The sequence below is a fragment of the Streptomyces sp. NPDC042638 genome, from assembly GCF_040647235.1.
GTDB lineage: Bacteria > Actinomycetota > Actinomycetes > Streptomycetales > Streptomycetaceae > Streptomyces > Streptomyces rameus.
The window spans coordinates 57,159-75,188 of sequence record NZ_JBEZBT010000009.1 but is presented as its reverse complement, the minus strand read 5'-3'; the positions used below and the strand labels follow the sequence as shown (position 1 = coordinate 75,188).

Here is an 18,030-nt window from a genome sequence, read left to right as displayed (position 1 = left end):
CCCTCCCTTCCCCTCCCCTCCCCATGGATGTCTCATAGTGGGCTGCGACTAGGGTTTTTCAGCGGAAGGTGTACCAGGTGGAAGATCGAACAGATCCGCGTCTATTGCGCAGATCCGCGTCTATTGCGTAGTCGTGAGGCCATGGTCGCGGCGGCCACCGCGTTGCTCACGGATCGTGGGCTGGAGGCCGTGACACATCGAACGGTTGCGACTCGTGCAGGCGCCGGCAGGGCAACCGTCTACCGGCACTGGCCGAGCCCTCTCGACCTCCGCCTGGCCGCGCTGAAGGCGGGCATGCCCCCTCTCCCTCCGGTACCCGAGGAGCTTCGGGCTGCTTCGGGCCGCTTCGGGCAACGATCCGCGAGCGGATCTCATCTACCGTCCGAACGTGCTCGCCGAGCGTTGGGACGACGAGCAATCGGGGGCCGTCCTTGCCGCGGTCCTCGGGGTTCACGGCACGACGAAGGTATGCGCCGCCTCCGGGAGGCGCTGCTGAACCAGATCGCCGACGCCTTGCGTCCCGCGGTCACCACAGCCGTCGAGCGCGGCCAGCTCCGGCCCGGCGTCACCCCCGAGATATTCGCCATGGCCTCCACCGGGCCGCTGTTCTTCGAGCGTTTCTTCGCCGGGAACCATCTGGGGCGCGACACCGTGGACGCCGTGCTGACCTCACGGGCGGCACAGGACACGAGACTGTCCGCAGGGGAGTCCACAAGACGACGGTTCGCTGCACCGGCGTGTACAGCCCGTCAGGGTTCGGGGAGCGGGGCCCAGCGTGCCCACGGTCGGCGTTGAGGCCGCTCACTCAAGCGAGATCTCTTCATCGGAGCCGCAGCCCGTCCCAATGGCCGTCCATGAGTCGAGCAGTTCAGCAGGCTCGGCCAGCACTTTGGCTGACCGCAACTCGGCCGTCGTCCGCCGGCGGGCCTGCGGGGCGAGCGCGAAGCGGACAAACGGCGGCCAGACTTCCGCTGCGGGGCACACCACGACGAGGTAAACGCCTTCAGGTGCGTCCCTGGGGCAGAGCCTGCCGATGAGCGGCGAGCCACGGAGCGCGGGAAGGCGGGCGATGCGACGCAGGTAGCGGGTTGCCGCGGCGGCTGGTCTCACTGGGGCGGGTCGGCCGCGGAGTCGCGGCGAACATCCTTACCGAGGCCGGCATCGACCCGGCCGCCCTCGACGCCACGACTGCGGACATCCACTCACCATGGCGGTGAACGCCGAGGCGCAGACGTCCGTGTGCCTGCCTCAGGTCGCACCCTGACAGGACTCACCTTTCGGCGAGGAGGTGTGCCAGCAAGCGGTCGAAGTCGCTGTGGCCGAGCTCGGCCCCCCGGGGCACCACTGCCTCCGTTTCCTGCATGAACGCCTTGAATTCGTGCGCTGGGGCCTTGAGCAGGGCCGTACCGGACGGCGGGTTGAGGAGGATGTACAAGTCGCGGCAGCCCTCCTCGCCGGTGGGCCATATGCGAACGTCTCCCTCGCCGGCGGGGCCCTCCAGGCCGTCGATCAGCAAATCGCGTCCGATGATCCATTCCACCGACTCGTCGCTGTCGGCATCGGTGGTGAAGGCGGCATGGACCACATAGGGATCACTCGGCTCGTACCGCAGATTCATGATCATGGGCGGGGACGTCGCATGCACGCCGACAAGCTTCGCAGGTAGCCCCTGGATCACAGTTCTCAATGACTTCATTGGGTCTTGCTCCTGGTGGCTCGAGTCATCTGGCGAGGGCCATCGGAAGGGCTGTCGTCGGATTCCCCGACGGGAGCAGGCGAGGCCACCACGGCCGGCCGGGGCCATCACGGAGATGTGGCCGACGGCGGTTGCCGGCAAAGGGCGCCCTTGGTCTCAGCGATCGACGCTGTACCGGTCGTGGTTGTGGTGTACCGACTCGTCACGGTCCCCACTTCCACGTCGGCCGTGGTCGCCGGGGCCCGGCCACGCAGGGCAGAGCCGTGCTTGGACCGGAACGGCACGCGCTCCGAGTCCGAGGAGACGCACATGACCACACGGGTAGCCCTGCTCATGGGTCGGTGTCGATGCCGGCAAGGGCCACCAGTGGTGGGTCGCCGTCGACGACACCGGAACCACCATCGCGGGGCCGCCGGATACCGGCCCTTCTGGCGTCACTCGTGGCAGGCCGACCGTCAGCGCAAGGGTGAGTCCACGGTGGGCGTCAGCAGGGTCTCGTCGAGGCCGACGATCTGGCTGATGTCGAAGCCCTCCATGTCCGCGCGGAATTCAGGACTCGACAGGTATGCCTCCAGCCGCTCCCGCACGTCGTCGGTGTCCTTGCGGGAAACGAGGGCGTACAGCCGGGGAGTGTCGCTTCCGGGCACCGCGGGCACCGTCCAGACGCCGTGTGTGGTGATCCGGTGCTTGGCCATACCGGGAATGTGCTGGGCCCAGATCTTCTCGTAGGCGGAGAGCGCGTTGGAGCTGCGCAGGGTGTAGACGCGAAGCTGGTACTTGGACATGACACTGGTTCCTTTGCTTCTGAGCATGGATGGTCGGCGGTCAGCCGCGGGGGAGGAGGTGTGCCAGTTCGGCATCCCAGTCGATGAGCCCGGACTCGGTACCCCGCGGCACCAGAGCCTGGGTGTCCTGAAGGAAGGACGAGATGTCCTGCACGGGGACCTCGAGCAAGGCGGTTCCCGCGGAAGACCCGAGGGCGATGTAGATCGACTCGTCACCCCGCCCTGCGGCCGACCAGATCCGGACGTCCGCGTGGCCTGCGGACGTCTCCAGCCCGTCGGCCAGAAGATCCCGCCCAAGGACCCATTCGACCGGGTGGTCACAGTCGACGAAGAAGGCGGCACGGACGACATAGGGATCAGCGGGCTCGTACCGCAGACGTACGCAGAGGGGCAATGAATAGGCGTGCGAGACGACCAGCTGCACGGCCACCCGCCGTTCTACGGCCTTCAGGGACTTCTTCATCGGCTTCCGCTCCCGGGTAGGGCTCGGCGGTGCCTCCCACCGGCCTGTGGCGAAGAGGCAGGTCGGGCGGAGGCGGTACGGCGGGGCGCGGGCGCCGGACGGCACCGGCGCACCGCATGAGAAGTGGCGCTGCACTCACTCGGCCGGCGGTCGGGGACGCCGCCCCCCGACCGCCAGACGGATCCCCGTCGCCGGCAGGGACGGGGCCGAGGGGAACTGCTTGTGCTCATGGCCGATACCCGTCTCACCGGTCGTCGCGGCTCAGGTCATGGTGATTCCTGCTCCCGCCGTCGTGCTCGCAGCGGTTCCCGTCGTGGCGGTAAGACCTGTCGGACGTCCAGCCGTGTCCCTCGCCGTCCCAGCGGTAGAAGTGACCATCGCGGTAGTAGAGCCCGTCGCAGTCGTGCCGGGCCGAATCGCTACCGTGACGGTCCTGGTGCCAGCCGCGGGACTCGTCGCAGGAGTAGCCCCGCTCGAGCAGGTAGCCGACACCGTGGTCCCAGCTGTAGTCGGCGGCCACGGCCCCGCCGCTCGGGTGCTGGACGTGCGTGGACGCAAGGGGCGCGGCCGAAGCGGTACCACCGCCACCGAGGGCGGAGGCACCGGCGACCGCGACGGAGGAGACAGTGAGGGCGATGCGCTTCGTGAGCTTGTTCATGATCTTTCCTTCCCGAGGGGGGTGGTCTGCGCCAACGGCGGTTCTGTCAGGCGATGTATGACGCCCGGTGTGGTCTGGGCGAGCATTTCCATACGTCGTATGGAAGCGCGCTTTCATTGTTACCATACGTCGTATGGAAATGTCGAAGTGACGAAGGCGACCGTTGCCCGGCTGGCAGGAGCGCCAAGATCTCGCTCTTCATGGCGAGCTGCCCGCCGCCGGTCCCCCGGCGCACGCGCCAGGACGCGGTCGGGCTGGCCGGACGGCGGGACGGCGGCTGGAGCGGGACCTGGCGATCGGTGGTGACCGGCCCGGAGATCGCCTCAGCCCGGGGAGTGAGGGCTCGAGGTCACGGACGCATCCAGTTCGCCGCGGTGGCGGGTTTGCGATCGCCGCAAGGCGGGACGACCATTTCTATTAGGGCCGTACCGACCAAGGCGCACCCTGATGCCGACGTCGAGGATGTATCGCCCTCTGCGCTGTGCCGCTCACAGCCGAGCGAGCGCCACCGCGAAGGCTGCGGCGCAGCGAACAGGACCGAACGGCCTGTCGGCGGCGACGGGTGGGACATCCAGCCCCGCCGCCGGACGGGGGGCTTGAGAAGCACCCCCAGCTTCGTGACCCGGGTCGATCGTTGCCGTGGGGCGGTAGGCAGAACGGAAGGAGCCTGCCCATGCGGATCGTCGTGGACCTGAATCGCTGCCAGGGATACGCGCAATGCGTGTACCTGGCGCACGAGGTCTTCAGATTGAACGGTCAGGAGGCGCTCACCTACGAGCCGAACCCCGATGACGAGCGGCGCCTGCAGGTCGAGCGAGCCGCTGCGGCCTGTCCGGTGCAGGCGATCGTCATCGACCGCGTGGACGGCGCGGAGCGGGGCGAGACGTCATGACCTTGAGGGCAACGGTCGCAGAGCTGGTGCGCGAGTTCCGGGCGAGCGGCCGGATCGTCATCGTGGGCGCCTCCCTGGCCGGCCTGCGGGCCGCGGAGACCCTGCGGGAAGAGGGCTTCACCGGCTCCCTGACCATCATCGGGGACGAGCCGTACGAGCCCTACGACCGTCCGCCGCTGTCCAAGCAGGTGCTCAAGGGCTGGGTGCCGGCCGACCACACGAAGCTGCCCCGCATGCGAGAAGTGGATGCGGACTGGCGGCTCGGGGTGGCCGCCGTCGGACTGGACCGCGCGACCAAGCAGGTGTCCCTGGCCGACGGGGAGCAGGTTCCGTACGACCGGTTGCTGATCGCCACGGGCACCCGCGCGCGGCAGTGGCCGAACCCGGCCGAGGCCGCCCTGCACGGTGTCCACACGATTCGTTCGCGTGACGATGCGGAGCAATTGCAAAAGGCGCTGGCCGAGCCGCCGTCGCGGGTCCTGGTCATCGGCGCCGGGTTCATCGGCTCGGAAGTGGCCTCCGTCTGCCGGGAGCTCGACATCCCGGTGACCGTCGTCGAGCGGGGTTCGGCGCCGCTGGTCGGCGCGCTCGGCGGGGTGATCGGCGAGATCGCCGCGCAGATGCAGCGCGAGCACGGCGTGGACCTGCGCTGCGGGCTGGGCGTGTCATCGCTGGAGGGCGACTCCGGCGGGCACGTGCGGCGTGCGCATCTGTCCGACGGATCCACCGTCGACGCCGACGTGGTGGTGGCCTCGCTCGGGTCGATCCGCAACGTGGAGTGGCTGGAGGGCTCGGGGCTGGCGGCCGGCTTCTGGGGCGTCGGATGCGATGCCGGTGGTCGTGCCTTCGACATCAACGGCGTCGTCACCGACAGCGTCTACGTCGCAGGTGACGTGGCACGTGCGCCGCATGTGCTGTACGAGTACCAGTTCCTGGCGATGGAGCACTGGGACAACGCCGTTCTCGGCGCCGAGGTCGCGGCGCACAACATGGTGAACCTCGAACCCCACTATCGTCCGCATCTGCTGCTGCCCGGCTTCTGGTCCGGTCAGTTCGGCGTGAACATCAAGTCCGTCGGTGTGCCGCCCTTCGGCGACGAGATCGTCTTCACCCAAGGGTCCGTGTCGGACCGGCATTTCGCCGCCGCCTACGGCCGCCGGGGCCGCATCGTCGCGGCCGTCACCTTCGATCACGGCAAGTGGCTGGAGTACTACGGGAAGCTGATCGAGCGATCCGGTCCGTTCCCGCCTCCACCGCCGGGCTGGGACCAGCCGGACGACATGAAGCCGGTGCCGGCCGAGTTCCCGGACCCAAGGGTCCCGACGGCGATCCCCGACGTCGTCCTGACCGGACACGCCCCGAGCGAGCGGAAGGCCGAGTTCCGGCCTCGGCCCCACTGACCTGGCCCGCGGGGCCGAGCGTGCAAGTGGACAGCACCGACAGGAAGAAGGAGGGCAGCCTCGTGGTCGAGGAAACCCCCTGGCAGCAGGCGCTGCGCTACGCCAACCGCGCCAACCCGTACCCCTTCTACGAGGAACTGCGCAAGACACCGGTGGCGCGGCAGCCGGATGGGACCTATGTCGTCAGCACCTACCAGGAGATCGTCACGCTGCTCCACGACCCCCGGGTCAGCTCGGATCCACGCAAGTGCCCCGTTCCGGCCGCCGCCCCGGCCGAAAGAGCGGCGGAGGCGGAGGCCGAGCCGATCACGGAGGCGGTCGTCTCCTTGGAGCCGAACATCATCACCCAGGATCCACCCGAGCACGACAGGGACCGCCGGACGATGATGCCGCATTTCGTCGGCCCTCCCCATTCCCCTCACCTGATCTCCGACCTTGAACCCGACATCCGCCGCATCGTGACCAGGCTCCTGGACGACATGCGGGGCAAGACCCGGATCGACGCCGTCGACGACTTCGCCTACCCATTGCCGGTGAGAGTGATCTGCAAGGTCCTGGGCGTGCCGCTGGAGGACGAGCCACGCTTCCACCAGTGGATCGAAACGGCCCTGAACGCTTTGGACTTCGGCCCCGAGGCCGCCTCCGAAGAGATGCGGAGCCGACTGGCCGGGGGCCGCCAGGCCGTGCAGGAGTTCGGACAGTTCGCAGCCGAGCTACTCGACCGGTACGCCCGGCAGCCCGGCCCGGGCATGCTCTCCGCGCTGGTGAACGAGGACGGCTCGGAGGGGCGGATGTCCAAGGGTGTGCTCGCGAGCAACGCCCTGCTCCTGATCTTCGCGGGGCACGAAACCACGGTCAACCTCATCGCCCACAGCGTGCTCACGCTGCTGCGCCATCCCGAGGCGCTGGAAAAGCTGCGCCGCCGACCGGAGTTGATCGTGCCCGCGGTGGAGGAGCTGTTGCGCTTCGAGTCGTCGGTCCAGTTCTGGCACACCCGCTCGGCCGTGGAGGACATCGACATCGCGGGCACCACCATCCCGATGGGGGCGCCCATCTTCCTGGCGTACGGCTCGGCGAACCGCGACCCGCAACGGTTCACCGACCCCGACGAACTCGACCTCGAACGCCGCGACAACCAGCACCTCGGATTCAGCCAGGGCATCCACTTCTGCTTCGGCGCCCCGCTCGCGCGGCTCGAGGTCCAGATCGCGGTCGGCGAGTTCGTCCGCCGGGTGCAGAATCCCCGGCTGGTCGAGGACCCGCCGCCGTATCGGCACAACCAGATCTTCCGCGGCCCGCGACACGTCCTCGTCGACATCGACGGCATCCGCGACTGACCAGCGTTTGCGTAAAGGATCGCCATGCGGGCCTTTCAACTCGTCGGTTGGCGGCAACCGCCCGAGCTGCGCGAGGTGCCAGCACCCGAGCCCGGCCCGGGGCAGGTCCTGGTGAAGGTCGCCGGTGCCGGTGCCTGTCACTCCGATCTGCACATCATGCAGGCACCCGAACCGCTCCCCGGCTTCACGGCCCCGCCCTTCACGCTCGGCCATGAGAACGCGGGATGGGTGGAACGGCTGGGACCGGGCGTCACCGGGTTCGAGCCCGGAGACGCTGTGATCGTCTACGGGTCCTGGGGCTGCGGCATCTGCACCAACTGCCGTCAGGGCCAGGAGAACTACTGCCAGAACCTCGGTGGTCAGGGCCCGGGCCTCGGCGGTGGTCACGACGGCGGCATGGCCGAGTACCTGCTGGTCCCGGCGGCGCGCTACCTGATTCCGCTCGGCGCCCTCGACCCGCGCCAGGCCGCCCCCCTCAGTGATGCCGGGCTGACCAGTTATCACGCCGTGAAGCGGTCGCTGCACCTGCTGGGACCGGGCTCGACCGCGGTCGTGATCGGGGTCGGCGGTCTGGGCCAGATGACCATCCAGATTCTGCGCGCGCTCAGCGCTGCGACCACCGTCGTCGCCGTGGACACCGACGCCGGCAAGCTGGAGACCGCCAAGCGCATGGGCGCCGACGAGGCTCTGCTCTCGGGTGACGAGGCGGTGACCTGCATCATGGACATGACGCGGAAACAGGGCGCCCAGCTCGTGCTGGACATGGTCGGCATCGACCCGACGCTGCGGATGGCCGCTCAGGTGGCCAGGAGCCTCGGCCACCTGACCATCGTCGGACTCGGCGGCGGAGCCCTGCCCGTCGACTTCTCCAGCCCGCCGCACGAGTGCTCGGTCGCCTCCCCCTACTGGGGCTCCCTCACCGAACTGATGGAAGTGATCACGCTCGCCCAGCAGGAAAGGATCAATGTGCTGGTCGAGCACTTCCCCCTGCACCGCGCGAACGAGGCTTACCAGCTCCTGCACGACGGCAGGATCCAAGGACGCGCCGTCATCACTCCCCACGCGTGAACGCGGTCGTCAACGCGAACGGACACCGCGACTGTGTCTGGTCGCCGGTATCCGGGAGGTCCGGCGAAATCGCCCCCGGCTCCGGCAGGACGGAGGAGCTTGCTCGGACTACCTCATGCGCCACGGACCCTCGCTCTTCCCACCGAGCGGCATGAGGCTGATCGGGTGACGATGGACCTGTAGTGACGTGACCACGCTGCTCACAGAAGGAGGTAGGTGCCATGACATCTCCTTCCGATTCCCCCGGTTCCGTTCCGCCACGTGGCACCGAACCACGAGAGGGCCCTGCGGCCTAAGGTATGGCCGCCCTGGCGAACATGGGCTGGCAGATCCTGCTCACCATGGGCCTCGCCACCATCGCCCTGGGCGTCATCGCCCTGGTATGGCCGGGCGAGACGCTCCGCGTCGTCGGCGTGCTCTTCGGCGTCTACCTGCTGGCCACTGGCGTCTTCCAGCTCGCCGCCGCCTTCGGCACCCACGTCCCCCGGCATCTTCGGGTACTGCACTTCGTCACCGGCGCGGCCTCCATCCTGCTGGGACTGATCTGCTTCCGGGGACCCCTGGAGTCACTTTTCCTGCTGGCCCTGTGGATCGGCTTCAGCTGGCTGCTTCGGGGCACCTTGGAGACGGTCGCGGTGGCCTCCGATGAGACCATGCCGGCCCGTGGCTGGCACGTGGCCTTCGGCATCATCGGCACCATGGCCGGCATCGTGATGATCGTCATGCCGTTCGCCTCCATCGCGACCCTCACGCTGGTGGTGGGTGTGATGGCCATCGTCGTCGGCCTGACCGAGGTGGTCCGTGCCATCAGGACACGCGTCGAGATCGGCCATCTGGCCGCCGGCACCGCTCCTCAGCGGCGCCCCCTGTTCCACGCACGAGCGCACCCCCAGCACTGATCGGCGGAGCCGGATCGGCCCGACGCGGTGAGCGGCGACATCGCGCCACCTCCGCGGGTCGGCGGCCGGCGAACGGTCCTTCGCGCGCATCGTGCGGCGCGGCTGTGATGGCGACGCCGGCGTCGTGCTGCGTGCTCAACCGGGCGGGGCGATCTCGGACGTCGGCTCATTCATCAGGGCGGCAGGCGGCAGCCGAGGTACTCGGTCAGTCCGACGTCCGGGTCCCGCTCGAACACTGACCAGGTGAGGGCGATCAGCAGGCCGCTCTCACACCGGGTCTTCGCTGTCTGCCAGGTCTGTCCGTTCAAGCTGTGCCCCGCAAGCCCGACCGGCCCGTCGACGATCTTTCGCCTGACGAGGAAAGGCGCAGGCGTCTACCTGGGCGAACACCTCGCTGCGCGTGTGGCGACCGGATTTCAGGGGCCGTCTCCGGGGGCGTCGGACCGTTCGGAGTTCTCGGGGCTGTCGTCTGCCCGTATCGGTAGTCCCAGTGACCGACCGCCGCGATGCGCCCAGAGGTCACCGAGGACGACCTGGATGATGCCGGTGACGGGAATCGCCAGCAGGGCACCCAGGATCCCGGCGACTTCGGCGGCGATCAGGGTGGCCAGCAGCACGGTGAGGGGGTTGAGTTTCACGGTCCGGGACAGGATGACCGGTTGCAGGAGGTGGTTCTCGGCCTGCTGATAGACGATGAAGAAGACGATGGCTCCGATGCCGGCCGGCAGGGAGTGGACGAACGCCACCGCGGAGGCGACGACAGCTCCTATGGTGGCCCCCACCAGGGGAATGAGGTCGGTCACGGCGACGAAGACGGCCAGCAGGCCGGCGAACGGCACTCCGGAAACCAGCAGCACGACGTAGGTCAGAAGCCCGCAGATGACGCTGATCAGCAAGTTCCCCGTCAGATAGCCGTTCACGGTACGGGCGCACGCGGCTCCGACGCGGCGTATGCGGGCCGCGGGCGCCTCGTCCACGAGGGCCAGGGACCGGTCTATGGCCCTGGGGCCCTCCAACACCATCAGATAGGCCAGCACGAAGATGGTGAGAGCGCCTGCCGCGGTGCTCGCGGCACCACGGAGGAACTTCGCGACGGGCTTGCTCAGGCCGGTGGCGAACGCGCGGATCTGCGCCTGATGGTGCTGGGCATACTGCAGAGCGTGCGTCCGCTCCAGCAGGTTGCCGACTGGCCCACGCCCGACCTGGGCGTCCTTGATCAACGCGGGCAGGCGACCGGCGAACCGGCTGCCCTCCTGGGCCAGGGGGATGACGAACAGGGCGACCACCGCGACGACGGCCGCGGCCGCGGCCAGGAAGACCAGCAAGGTGGCCGTCGGCCGTCGGCACCGTGGCACCCGTCGCTGTAGCGCTTCGACCGCTGGATGAAGGGAGACGGCCAGGAACAACGCGATGACCGCCCAGATCAGGACCCGGCGAGCCTGGACCACCAACTCGAGTGCGACGTAGGTGGCGAGCACCAGACCGATGGTGGCGAGGATGGTTCGCACCGGAACCGGACGCGGCGCCATGGGCGTCGGGTGCCCAGCCCCGGTCACGGGAAAACGAGGAGACCTCCTCGACCGGCGCACTTCCCTGCCCTGTCGCACCTGACGCGCACCGCAGTGTGGACGACAAGCGCACCGTAGTGAGCAGACACCGCTGGATCCCGGGTGCGGATCCCCAGGCCGAGCTGCAAGCTGATGCCGTAAGCCGTATCTGTCGAAGGAAGTGTCATGGTGGCGGTGGCCGCAGGCGCGATCGCCGGACCGTCGGCCCGGTGGGGGACGGAGCCGTCAGCTGCGGGCGTGATCGCGGCAGTCCTGTTGTCGCCAGTGAGCTGCGCCCGGCTGGTGCAGGCGACTTTCGGGTACGCGCCGTGAGCGAGAACGCGGCGCGGCCGACGACCGGCGCGCGGCGGCCCTGTCTGATCGTGAATCCGCGTTCGGGTGGAGGGAAGGCGAGCCGGTTCCGGATCGCGGAACGCGCCCGCGCGCTCGGAGCCCAGGTGATCCTGATCGATCATTCCCTGCCCCAGGATCTGGCGAGTGTCGCCCGACGTGCGGTGGACGACGGTGCGGATTGCTGGGCGTGGCAGGCGGAGACGGTACCCAGGCGCTTGTCGCCGAGGTGGCCGCGGAGAGCGGCCTGCCCTTCGTGGTCATTCCGGCGGGTACCCGCAACCACTTCGCCATGGATCTCGGCCTGGACCGTGAGGATCCTTCGGCCGCGCTGGACGCCCTCACGGACGGCGTCGAGCTGCGCGTGGATCTGGGGTACGCAGGCGAGCGGGTCTTCGTCAACAACGTCTCGTTCGGTGCTTATGCCGCCCTGGTGCAGGACCCGGCCTATCGGGACGACAAGCTTGGCACGACTGTGCGCATCCTTCCGGAATTCCTGGCCCGCCACGAGGGCCCGGAGCTGGTGGTCCGTACCGGGCTGCTCACCGTGGACGGGCCGGATGCCGTACTGGTGAGCAACAACCCCTACCAAGTGGATGACCCGGCCGGGCCGGGGCGGCGGGCACACCTCGACTCCGGTCTCCTGGGAGTACTGGCCGTCAGAGCGGAGACGCCCGCCGAAACAGCCATGAGGCTGCGCAGCGGGCAACCTCATGGCCTCACCCGTCTCGCCACGCCTGACGACGTCGTCGTCCACGCCGACGTCCCGGCCCTCCCCGCCGGGCTGGACGGCGAAGCCGTCAGCCTGCCGACCCCCGTGCGGTGCCGTATCAGTCCTATGGCCCTGCGGGTATGGGTTCCCCTGCGTCGTCCCGGCGCCCGGTCTGCCGGGCGACCGCCAGGGTGGGCCGCCATCCGGCGGGTGGTCTGAGCCTCGGGGAGCCGCTCCCACCCGCCGTGCATGCTCCACGGAACCCGCTGCCCGTCCGTTCACCTGTAGAGCCGTGAGCTGGAGCCCACACGTCTGATTTTTCGATCACTTGTGAGGGTCTTGACGTCCAAGCCATTACGTCTGATGATTTCATCAGGAATGGGCAATTTGCTCTGATATGACACATACCCCACCGTGTGCCGCTCACCGGGACATCGCCGTTCACCACCGCTGCACACAGGGTCGCCGGACCACAGGCCGACGCTCCTACTTCCGCACCGATGGGATGAACCGCGAATGACCAACACTGACCACACCCTCCTCGCCGAGCCGGTGAGCCTCCCCGAGGTGCCCGACGCCGCGATAGCGATGATCGATGCCGAGGGCATCGTCGTGGGGTGGACGCACGCCGCCCAGCAGCTCGTCGGTTATGCGGCCGGGGAGGTCGTGGGCCGGTCCGCCGCACACGTGCTGCCGCCTCCCGAGGACGCCCGGAGGGCGTTGGCGTTCGCCGAGCAGTGCCGTGCGCGGGGCGGCTGGTCCGGCACCGTCGCGATAGGCCACCGCGACGGCCACACGCTCAGGATGACGCTGCGGGTCTCGCCGCTACGGGGACAGGGCAACGACACCCGGTGGCTGGCGTCCGTGACGGACGTAGGTTCCCTGTCCTCGGGGGCGACCGGGGGACCGGTGCGGGAGTCGCTCCTTGCCCGAGCCCCGATCGGCATCGTCGTTTATGACGCGCAGCTGCGCTGTGTCTGGGTGAACGACGCCATGGAGCGGCACGACGGCGTGCCTCGTCACCGACGCTTCGGGCGCGGTCTGAAGGACTCACTGCCCGCCGTCGAGGCCGAAGCGCTCAAGGTGGTGATGCGACAGGTGCTGCAGAGCGGCACGACGACGGTGCACGAGTATCGTGCGTGGCCGCCTGCGGACCGCCCCCGCGAGCACGCGTTCTCCGGCTCCTTCTTCTGTCTCCAAGGCGCGGACGGCACGCCGCTGGGCGTGTGCTCCATGACCGTGGATGTCACCGGAAACAAGCGGGCGCGCGAGCGCCTCGCCATCCTCAGCGAGGCGAGCACGCACATCGGCAGCTCCCTCGACGTGATGCAGACCGCCCAGGAACTGGCAGAGCTCACCGTGCCCCTGCTGGCCGACCACGCCGTCGTCGACCTGGTGGAGTCGGTTCCGTTCGGACTCGAGCCCGCCGCACGGATCGGCACGACGAGCGGACGCCGCCCTGTGTTGCGCCGTGCCGGGGTGGCCTCCGTCGACCAGGGTGTCCTGGAGATGCCAGCGGTGCGTGAAGAGGTGATCCACGTCCCCCCGACCTCGTCGTTCGCCGCCGTCCTACGCACGGGCAGGTCTCACCTGGAACCGGTGCTGGACACCCATGCCGGCCCCTGGGTCGACCACGATCCGACGCGTGCGCAGAAGGTACGCGACAGCGGCGTCCACTCCTTGATGGTCGTACCCATCCGCGCGCGGCGCTGCGTGCTGGGACTGGCGCTGTTCGGCCGTTCCACGGAACAGACGCCGTTCCAGGAGGACGACCTGCTCCTCGCCGAGGAGTTGGTCACCCGGGCCGCGCTCTGTTTGGAGAACGCGCTCCAGTACGCGCGCGAGCGCACCGCCGCTCTCACGCTGCAACGCGACCTGCTCCCTCACCGGGTGCACGGCGGTGCTGCCCTTGAGGTCGCTTCGCGCTATGTGCCCGCCGACATGGACCACGGTGTGGGGGGCGACTGGTTCGACGTGATCGAGCTGTCCGGCGCACGGGTGGCCCTGGTTGTCGGCGATGTGGTGGGACACGGCATCAACGCCGCGGCGACCATGGGCAGGTTGCGGACCGCCGTGCGCACGCTCGCGGACCTCGACCTGCCCCCGGACGAACTGCTGGCGCACCTCGACGACACGGTCCGGCGACTGAACGACGAGGACGCCGACGACACCGACCGGCTTCCCGCGGTCGTCGGTGCCACCTGTCTGTACGCCGTCTACGACCCGGTCTCCCGACGGTGCACGCTGGCACGGGCCGGGCATCCGCCGCCCCTGGTCGTCGACGCGCGGGGCGGGGTCACTGTCCCCGACCTGCCGGCCGGAGCCCCGCTCGGCCTCGGTCTCGGCCTGGTGCCTTTCGAGTCCGTGGAACTGGAACTGCCCGAAGAAAGCGTACTCGTCCTCTACTCCGACGGCCTGGTGGAGTCCCGCGGCGAGGACATCGACGTCGGCCTACGGCGTCTGGGCGCCGCCCTGGCACAGCCCGGTGCCGCCCTGGAGGACCTGTGCTCGCGGGCGATGGAGACCTTGTCGGCGCAGGCACCGGCCGACGACGTCACCTTGCTCCTTGCGCGGACGCGCGCCCTGCCACCCGCCCAGGTCGCCTCCTGGGATCTGCCGCACGAACTCGTCACCGTCCCGACGGCCCGGCGTCTGGCCGCCCGTCAACTCCGTGAATGGGGTCTGGAGCCGCTGGTGACGGCCGTGGAGTCGCTCGTCAGTGAACTGGTCACCAACGCGATCCGCCACGGCGACGGCCCGATCCGCCTACGGCTCATCCAGCACCGGGTGCTTACCTGCGAAGTCTTCGACACCAGCACCGCTCAGCCACGCTCCCGCCATCCCGGCAATCTCGACGAGCACGGCCGCGGCCTTCACCTGGTCGGTCGGCTGTCGCGCAGGTGCGGTTTCCGCTCTGTAACAGACGGCAAAGTCGTCTGGGCCGAACAGGACCTGCCATCCCCAACAGGTGCCCGCTGAGCGCCGACAGCCGCCACGGGATCCCCTTCTGCCGTAGTCGCGCAACCTCGTAATGAAAGCCAGAGACATGGACCCATCGGATGTTGAAAACGCCGACCCGGCAGGCGCCTTTCGAGGTGCGACGAGCGTCTCCGGCGCCGGCCCCGGCGGCCGGCCGCCCGCCTTCGACGGTCTGGCCGCCGCCGTGCTCGACGATCGGGGCACGGTGGTGGGGTGGACCGGCACAGCACAGGACCTGACCGGGTTCTGCGCCGACGAGGTCCACGGCCGCCCCGTGCGGGAGCTCGTGGCCGACCTCCCGCACGACCCGCGCAGGGCCGCACCCGTGCCGGCGACCGGCCGGGTACGACTGCGTCACCGGTGCGGCAACACGATCGACGTCACATTCCGGACCACACGGGTGAGCGCTCGACGGACTTCCTCGTGCTCGCGGGTGCGCGTCGACAATCGTCCAGCGTCCGCTGCTGAGCGGCTCAGCTCGGCAGCGTGGCTGGTTGATGGCCGGCCGCTTCCGCGTCGGCAAGGGGGGCGGCCAGGGCCGCCCAGGCAGGGCCGCCGAGGATCTGCCGGGCGTACGTGGGTACGGCTGCACACACCAAGGCGCTGAACCTGTTGGACCGTGGGTGGCGGGGCTTGCCGTGAGAGAGGAGGGCCAGTGGTACTACGGCTGCATGGTCGCAGGCCGACTGTAGGTGGACGAGGGCTCGCCGGCCGGCGATGACCTGCTGATCGTGCTGGCGGAACTGGTGCCACCGCCGGGCCGCGATCACCGCGACGATGGCCGCGTCCTGAAGCATCGCCACCGGCCAGGGAGTCTCCTCGCGCTCGTCCCACTCCGCCGCCGCGGGACGGCCGATCAGCTGAGCGACCTCGGTACGCAGGGTGAACGCCGGCTGCGTCTCCAAGGCGCCGATGCCGCCGATCGCTCGCGGGCCGCCGCGGCACACGGGGAACGGCACAGCCAGCGAGGGAGTACTGCGGTAGGAGCGCCGGGCTCGATCGCTGGTACAGATGCCTGGTCGTGGCGTGTCCGCGCGATCAGCTCAGGTTCGCGGAGGGGTGACGAGCGCTGTCGCAGGCCGTGCGTCCCCCTCCGGCCGGCGCACCAGCCCCGTCGGCGGTGCTCACACAGTCGACGGAGCCCTGCGGCCCTACGCTGGTGGGCTCGTCGGCGATCATGGTGTTGACTGCTTCGCTCGTGGTGGCATGAACCGGCAGGATCGTGTCGACACCGGTGAGGACGAGCATCCGCATCAGGCGGTCGGGGACGTTGGCGAGCCCGAGCGCACCGCCCACCGCCTGGGCGGCGTGCCAGAGACCGATGAGCGCGCTCAGACCGGCGGAGTCGCAAAAACCGACCTGTGACAGGTCCAGAACCAGGTGCGGGCGCCCTCGCTCGATGATCATCGAGGCGTCGCGGCGCAGGGTTTCCGCGGTGTGCATGTCCACGTCCCCGACGACCGCGGCGATGGCGAGGCCGGGGCGGGGGTGCTGGACGGTCAGGTACAGCGTGTCGGTCACGTCGGTCATCACTCCTGGCCGAAGTGTTCGGGCGCGGCGGCGGTGTGGGCGGTCGCTGTGACACTGCCGTCGGGCATGGTGTGAGGGTGGGGGACGGACAGGGTCAGCAGGGCCACGTCGTCGCCGGCTCCGTCGGGCAGCGAGGCCAGCAGGGTGATGCTGTCCTCGATCAGGGAGGTGGCGGTGACGGGTCCGGTGCGCTGGTGGAGGAAGCCGGTGAGGCCGTCGTCGCCGAGCATGGTGCCCTCGGTGGTGCGGGCTTCGGTCAGCCCGTCGGTGTAGAGGAACAGGCTCTCGCCGGCCGTCAGGGAGAAGGTGGTCTGGGCGAAGGGCGCCTGGGGGAAGGCGCCGACGAGCATGCCGCCCTGGGGGCGTACGGCCCGCACCCAGACGGCGCCGCTGTCGTCGGGGCGCAGGTGGTAGGCCGGCGGGTGGCCGCCGGTGGCGACGGTGACGGTGAAGCCGCCGTCGTCCCTGGGCTCCAGGAGGCCGAAGACGACGGTGCAGAAGCGGCGGCCGGCGGTGACGTCGGTGAGCAGCATGGTGTTGAGCGCGCTCAGCACGGTGACGGGGGCGGCGTTGATCTGGGCCGTGGCGCGCAGGGTGTGGCGGGCCAGGGCGGTGACGGTCGCCGCCTCGGGGCCTTTGCCGCACACGTCACCGAGGAAGAACGCCCACCGGTCGCCGTCGAGGGGGAAGACGTCGTAGAAGTCGCCGCCCACGTCATGGGCGGAGGCGGTGCGGTAATGGCAGGCCAGTTCCAGGCCCGGCACCACGGGAAGGGCCGGTGGCAGCAGGGTGCGCTGAAGGGTGGAGGCGAACGCGGCGATGGCGGCCTTGTCCTGCTCCGCCTTCTCCCGCGCCGCCCGCTCCGCCTCGGCCCGCGCCCGTTCCGCCTCGGCGTGCCGCGTCTCCGCCTCCCGGCGGGCCTGCTCGTCGCGCAGGGCGCGCAGCGCCGACAGTCGCAGCTCCATCTCGTCCAGCACGATCGCGGCTAGATCGGCAAGAGTGGCCGTGTCCTCCTCGGTGATCGAGCGCGGCCGGGTGTCGAGGACGTTGACCGTGCCCAGCCGGTGCCCGTCGGGGGTGATGATCGGTGCGGCGGCGTAGAAGCGCACCCCCATCTCCCCGGCGACCAGCGGATTGTCCGCCGCGACGGGGTCCTGGAGGGTGTCGGGGATGACCATCGCGTCGTCGCGCAGGATCGCCGAGCCGCACAGGCCCGGATCACGGCCGATCTGCGCGACACCCTCCAGGCCGTGGGCGGCCTTGAACCAGATGCGGTCGGTGTCCACGATCGTGACGGTCGCCACCGGCACGTCGAAGAGGCGGGCGGCCATCGCCGCCACCCGGTCGAACGCCCCGTCGGGCGGGGTGTCGAGGATGTCGTAGCGGCGCACCGCCGCTATACGGGCCGCCTCCGCATCCGGGTCGGGGACCAGCTCGGTGCGGCGCCCGGGAGCCGGGTCGGTGGCCGATGCCTGCTGCATTGTCGGCTTTCCTCGCCGTCGATGGGCTGCCGCCGTGAACGGCACGAACCGACGCAGCCTAAATCGCCTACACGCCCGAACGCCAATGCCGTCGTCAGCTGGGCACCCGGCCGCGGCCTTCCGTGCGATGTGCCGGTTGATATCGGCAGGCGGGTCCTGCCGGTGAAATCTGACTCCTGTGATTGCCGACCGCGGTCTGCTGATCACATTGTGTCGACCAGTAACTAGTGAC

Annotated in this window: 17 protein-coding genes; 8 read left to right on the top strand and 9 right to left on the bottom strand. The window is 69.5% G+C overall.

What is annotated here, in order from left to right; translation table 11 throughout:
* Positions 1 to 27: 27 nt before the first annotated feature.
* Entirely contained in the window at positions 28 to 795 is a 768-nt protein-coding gene (locus tag AB0B40_RS10630) for a TetR/AcrR family transcriptional regulator (RefSeq protein WP_345047827.1), read from the top strand.
* A 475-nt stretch (positions 796 to 1,270) separates the two neighbouring features.
* Here AB0B40_RS10630 and AB0B40_RS10625 read toward each other — a convergent pair whose 3' ends face one another.
* The 4 genes from AB0B40_RS10625 to AB0B40_RS10610 all read right to left on the bottom strand — a co-directional run bounded on the left by AB0B40_RS10625 (position 1,271) and on the right by AB0B40_RS10610 (position 3,602).
* Positions 1,271 to 1,696: an SsgA family sporulation/cell division regulator gene (locus AB0B40_RS10625; protein WP_345047826.1), complete on the bottom strand. Its 426-nt coding sequence runs from the start codon at positions 1,694 to 1,696 to the stop codon at positions 1,271 to 1,273.
* Between the two features lie 455 nt (positions 1,697 to 2,151).
* The gene (locus AB0B40_RS10620) at positions 2,152 to 2,481 is read right to left on the bottom strand and encodes an NIPSNAP family protein (RefSeq protein ID WP_345047824.1); all 330 of its coding nucleotides are present in this window, start codon (positions 2,479 to 2,481) and stop codon (positions 2,152 to 2,154) included.
* A gap of 40 nt (positions 2,482 to 2,521) precedes the next feature.
* Entirely contained in the window at positions 2,522 to 2,944 is a 423-nt protein-coding gene (locus AB0B40_RS10615) for an SsgA family sporulation/cell division regulator (protein ID WP_345047823.1), read from the bottom strand.
* 244 nt (positions 2,945 to 3,188) lie between these two features.
* Positions 3,189 to 3,602, bottom strand: coding sequence for a hypothetical protein (locus AB0B40_RS10610; protein ID WP_362263708.1), 414 nt, complete (start codon positions 3,600 to 3,602; stop codon positions 3,189 to 3,191).
* Between the two features lie 673 nt (positions 3,603 to 4,275).
* Between AB0B40_RS10610 and AB0B40_RS10605 the strand changes: the two genes are divergently transcribed.
* The 5 genes from AB0B40_RS10605 to AB0B40_RS10585 all read left to right on the top strand — a co-directional run bounded on the left by AB0B40_RS10605 (position 4,276) and on the right by AB0B40_RS10585 (position 9,198).
* Positions 4,276 to 4,494 (top strand): ferredoxin, encoded by a 219-nt coding sequence (locus tag AB0B40_RS10605; RefSeq protein ID WP_345047821.1) that lies wholly within the window; start codon positions 4,276 to 4,278, stop codon positions 4,492 to 4,494.
* Positions 4,491 to 5,894 (top strand): FAD/NAD(P)-binding oxidoreductase, encoded by a 1,404-nt coding sequence (locus AB0B40_RS10600; RefSeq protein ID WP_345047820.1) that lies wholly within the window; start codon positions 4,491 to 4,493, stop codon positions 5,892 to 5,894. The genes AB0B40_RS10605 and AB0B40_RS10600 overlap by 4 nt, the downstream gene beginning before the upstream one ends.
* 26 nt (positions 5,895 to 5,920) lie before the next feature.
* The gene (locus AB0B40_RS10595; RefSeq protein ID WP_362263707.1) at positions 5,921 to 7,231 is read left to right on the top strand and encodes a cytochrome P450; all 1,311 of its coding nucleotides are present in this window, start codon (positions 5,921 to 5,923) and stop codon (positions 7,229 to 7,231) included.
* Positions 7,232 to 7,255: 24 nt separating this feature from the next.
* Positions 7,256 to 8,299, top strand: coding sequence for an NAD(P)-dependent alcohol dehydrogenase (locus AB0B40_RS10590; RefSeq protein ID WP_362263706.1), 1,044 nt, complete (start codon positions 7,256 to 7,258; stop codon positions 8,297 to 8,299).
* Between the two features lie 299 nt (positions 8,300 to 8,598).
* The gene (locus tag AB0B40_RS10585; protein WP_362263705.1) at positions 8,599 to 9,198 is read left to right on the top strand and encodes an HdeD family acid-resistance protein; all 600 of its coding nucleotides are present in this window, start codon (positions 8,599 to 8,601) and stop codon (positions 9,196 to 9,198) included.
* 173 nt (positions 9,199 to 9,371) lie between these two features.
* On the opposite strand, the gene AB0B40_RS10580 is transcribed toward AB0B40_RS10585, so the two are convergent.
* Positions 9,372 to 9,506, bottom strand: a complete 135-nt coding sequence (locus AB0B40_RS10580; protein ID WP_345047813.1) for a hypothetical protein — start codon at positions 9,504 to 9,506, stop codon at positions 9,372 to 9,374.
* Positions 9,507 to 9,614: 108 nt separating this feature from the next.
* The gene (locus AB0B40_RS10575; RefSeq protein WP_345047812.1) at positions 9,615 to 10,727 is read right to left on the bottom strand and encodes an AI-2E family transporter; all 1,113 of its coding nucleotides are present in this window, start codon (positions 10,725 to 10,727) and stop codon (positions 9,615 to 9,617) included.
* A gap of 559 nt (positions 10,728 to 11,286) precedes the next feature.
* Here AB0B40_RS10575 and AB0B40_RS10570 point away from each other — a divergent pair.
* Positions 11,287 to 12,027 (top strand): diacylglycerol kinase family protein, encoded by a 741-nt coding sequence (locus AB0B40_RS10570; protein WP_362263704.1) that lies wholly within the window; start codon positions 11,287 to 11,289, stop codon positions 12,025 to 12,027.
* 297 nt (positions 12,028 to 12,324) lie between these two features.
* Positions 12,325 to 14,787, top strand: coding sequence for a SpoIIE family protein phosphatase (locus AB0B40_RS10565; RefSeq protein WP_362263703.1), 2,463 nt, complete (start codon positions 12,325 to 12,327; stop codon positions 14,785 to 14,787).
* A 473-nt stretch (positions 14,788 to 15,260) separates the two neighbouring features.
* Here the strand turns inward: AB0B40_RS10565 and AB0B40_RS10560 are convergent, their stop codons facing one another.
* The 3 genes from AB0B40_RS10560 to AB0B40_RS10550 form a co-directional block, all read right to left on the bottom strand.
* The gene (locus AB0B40_RS10560) at positions 15,261 to 15,692 is read right to left on the bottom strand and encodes a hypothetical protein (protein WP_345047808.1); all 432 of its coding nucleotides are present in this window, start codon (positions 15,690 to 15,692) and stop codon (positions 15,261 to 15,263) included.
* Between the two features lie 133 nt (positions 15,693 to 15,825).
* Positions 15,826 to 16,317, bottom strand: a complete 492-nt coding sequence (locus AB0B40_RS10555) for an STAS domain-containing protein (RefSeq protein ID WP_362263702.1) — start codon at positions 16,315 to 16,317, stop codon at positions 15,826 to 15,828.
* Positions 16,317 to 17,798 carry a GAF domain-containing SpoIIE family protein phosphatase gene (locus AB0B40_RS10550; protein ID WP_362263701.1) on the bottom strand — a complete coding sequence of 494 codons (1,482 nt, stop codon included), beginning with the start codon at positions 17,796 to 17,798 and terminating at the stop codon, positions 16,317 to 16,319. The genes AB0B40_RS10555 and AB0B40_RS10550 overlap by 1 nt, the downstream gene beginning before the upstream one ends.
* Positions 17,799 to 18,030 lie beyond the last annotated feature (232 nt).